The 2720-nt window shown below is 42.2% G+C and carries 5 protein-coding genes and 1 pseudogene; 4 read left to right on the top strand and 2 right to left on the bottom strand.

The window, feature by feature from the left end; all coding sequences use genetic code 11:
• Positions 1 to 153: 153 nt before the first annotated feature.
• Genes H6G96_RS40530 through H6G96_RS40520 form a run of 3 tightly spaced genes read left to right on the top strand, consistent with a single transcriptional unit; the run spans position 154 to position 1075 of the window.
• On the top strand, positions 154 to 453 hold the full coding sequence (locus H6G96_RS40530) for a hypothetical protein (protein WP_190920283.1): 300 nt from the start codon (positions 154 to 156) through the stop codon (positions 451 to 453).
• A 35-nt stretch (positions 454 to 488) separates the two neighbouring features.
• Positions 489 to 875: a RidA family protein gene (locus tag H6G96_RS40525; protein ID WP_190920281.1), complete on the top strand. Its 387-nt coding sequence runs from the start codon at positions 489 to 491 to the stop codon at positions 873 to 875.
• A 17-nt stretch (positions 876 to 892) separates the two neighbouring features.
• Complete coding sequence (locus H6G96_RS40520; protein ID WP_190920279.1) at positions 893 to 1075, top strand: hypothetical protein; 183 nt, start codon at positions 893 to 895, stop codon at positions 1073 to 1075.
• Between the two features lie 17 nt (positions 1076 to 1092).
• Here the strand turns inward: H6G96_RS40520 and H6G96_RS40515 are convergent, their stop codons facing one another.
• Entirely contained in the window at positions 1093 to 1767 is a 675-nt protein-coding gene (locus H6G96_RS40515) for a pyridoxamine 5'-phosphate oxidase family protein (protein ID WP_190920286.1), read from the bottom strand.
• A gap of 114 nt (positions 1768 to 1881) precedes the next feature.
• On the opposite strand from H6G96_RS40515, the gene H6G96_RS40510 reads away from it, so the two are divergent.
• The gene (locus H6G96_RS40510; RefSeq protein WP_242063669.1) at positions 1882 to 2580 is read left to right on the top strand and encodes a PLP-dependent aminotransferase family protein; all 699 of its coding nucleotides are present in this window, start codon (positions 1882 to 1884) and stop codon (positions 2578 to 2580) included.
• Between the two features lie 34 nt (positions 2581 to 2614).
• Here the strand turns inward: H6G96_RS40510 and H6G96_RS40505 are convergent.
• Positions 2615 to 2720 (bottom strand): annotated as a pseudogene (locus H6G96_RS40505) (IS5/IS1182 family transposase); the annotation flags it as partial.

Below are 2720 nucleotides of genomic sequence, written 5' to 3'. Positions count from 1 at the left end.
CCGTTTACACCATTTTTCAAAGCATGGCGGCATGGCTGCGGGGGTTGTTTCTTTCATGAGGTGAGTCCGATGTGAAAGCTATGCTAGTTAAGCATTATACTCTCTTTTTTTCTCCATTTTTGTTTAAGTCCCGATAGTGAGTCAGTGTCAGTCATGAATAATATAGTGTTAACCACACCAGTCACTGACACGACACCTATTGATATTCCCCAAACAGTTACCCAGATGGAAAATCCTGTTGCTCAAGGCTGGAAAGGGCTGAAGTTGAAAATGCGCCTTGGACTCGACAGCGTTGGCAAGTTCTACCAACAGTTAGTCTCCCAGATTGGCGAGGCTGTTGGAATTGCTGATGGTGAGCCTTACTGGAATAGGTATCTGGGGCAGTGGCAGATTGCTGTTAACTTTGCTTCGGGGTGTAAGTCTGTACTGTGCGATTGGTTGATAGTGGTTTAATTGTAGATATATTTGGAAGGAGATTCCACAATTAAATGAGTCGTCAATTCATATCTTCTGGTTCTATCTTCGAGCAAGAAATTGCTTATTCTAGAGCAGTTGTTGATGGAGACTGGGTTTTTGTTTCTGGTATCACGGGTTTTGATTATAGTTCGATGGTCATATCTGATGATATTGTAAAACAAACAGAGCAGTGTTTTAAAAACATTAATGCTGCACTGACAGAGGCAGGACTGGTAATGCAGGATATAGTGCGAGTTCGTTACATTTTACCGATTCGAGAAGACTTTGAACAAAGCTGGCCAGTAATTCGTAAATATTTAGGAGATGTCAGACCAGCAGCAACAATGATTGTTGCTGGACTTTTAGATCCTAGAATGCAGATTGAGATAGAGGTGACAGCAAAAAAAACTAGGGACTAGATTTGAGGAGCAATTTTGTGACAAATCACGTAACTTCTTGGCTACTCATATTGCTAAGAAACACAGCCTTGTTGCCTTTCCTGTCAAGGATTGCTGATGGTAAGCCTTACTGGAATGGGTATTTGGGGCAATGGCAGGTTTGGGTCAGCTTTACGGACGGGTGTAAGTCTGTGGTCTGTGATTGGCTCAAAGCGGCTTAGACCAATAAAGCTCCCGCTTAATATTGAATAAGTTTTTGTGGTCTAGTGTAGTTGCTCAGATTTGCAGGTACTTCAATATCTGGATGTAAATTAGGATCACTTATGGGTACAGCCGCCGTCAATTTTAAGGGAATTTCTCCTGCCCATACAGGTATTTGATAATCAGCTTCATCATCAATGGGCCCACCAGTGCGAATCTTTGCTGATGCTTCTGTGAGCGGTAAAGATAGGACTATAGTTCTGGCTAATTCGTTATGGCAAGGCGATCGCACTTGCAACCACCGTCCAAGAATAACGTGTTCTGTAAATGCTTTCAAGGCAGCTAATTTTTGCTCTGCATCTTCGACCAGTGTTGCTTTACCAAATACAACTACTGAATGATAATTCATTGAGTGGTGAAACGCCGAGCGTGCCAATACTAACCCATCAATTAAAGTCACTGTTACGCAAACATCAATACCTTGTTGCAGGGTTCGCAGCATTCGACTAGCAGGTGAACCGTGGATGTATAAGGTATCCTCAACTCGTCCATAGGCTGTAGGGATCACAAAAGGCTGTCCATCTGCGACAAAACCTACATGGCAGACTAATCCTTCATCCAATATTTGATAAATGGTGTCGCTTTCATACTTTGCTCGTTGGGGTACGCGTTTAACTGTTGTTCTTTGGCTGGGGGCTTTTTGTTGAGGCATGGCTGGAAATTTATACTCTATATCGTTAGAGTAATCAGGTAAGTGGAATGATACAAGTGCCACTTTTTGAATAAATTACCAGTCCACTTATCTCATTTGTAATTACTAACCCGAATGGATTTTGTTATTAATATTGACCTAGGAGCAGTTTTACCTTTGTATCGCCAAGTTTACGCCCAACTACGTCAGGCTATTCTTTCGAGAAGATTAACCCCAGGAGAAAAACTGCCTTCAACGCGAACGCTTGCTCAATTGCTTAGTGTTTCCCGCGCCACTGTTACCCAGAGTTATGAGATGCTCTTAAGTGAAGGTTATCTAGAAACAATTGTCGGATCGGGAACATTTGTCTGTCGTCAACTCCCTGATGAATTACTAAATACCACATCGATTCAGGCAAAATCACAACTACCTCATTCTTCAATATCCTTATCAACTTATGGCGAAAGTTTGAGCGATCAAGCTTTTTTACACCTACCAGAAGCAGAAGTAGAAATCAGCTTTAGTTATGGGCGACCAGCTTTTGATCAATTCCCAATAGACTTGTGGCGTAAGCTCTTGTCTCGCCATTGCCGCTTTAGTCGATACGTGCTTGACTATACTTATGACTCTATGGGATATCAACCTCTAAAAGAGGCGATCGCTGACTATCTGTCACGCTCCAGAGCGGTTAAGTGTGAGCCAGAGCAAATCATTATTGTTGGTGGTTCACAGCAAGGACTTGACTTGATTACACGTATATTAATTGACCGTGGTGATTGGATAGCGGTGGAAGAACCAGGTTATTTAAGCGCTAGGGCTTTGTTGCGTGAATGAAAAAAAGACATACTAATCCGATAGTGGAGTAGTATTAGTTTTCTACTTTGTAACTGTCCGGCTTGCCTAACTGGATCATGCGGTTAAGCGCAGCACATTGGAGAAATAATTCAACAGCTTGATTATCAAAGAAACGTCGT

The organism is Nostoc sp. FACHB-892 (assembly GCF_014698795.1).
Taxonomy (GTDB): Bacteria; Cyanobacteriota; Cyanobacteriia; order Cyanobacteriales; family Nostocaceae; genus Nostoc.
Note: the sequence above shows the minus strand (reverse complement) of the source record. Positions and strands in the feature narration are given on the sequence as shown.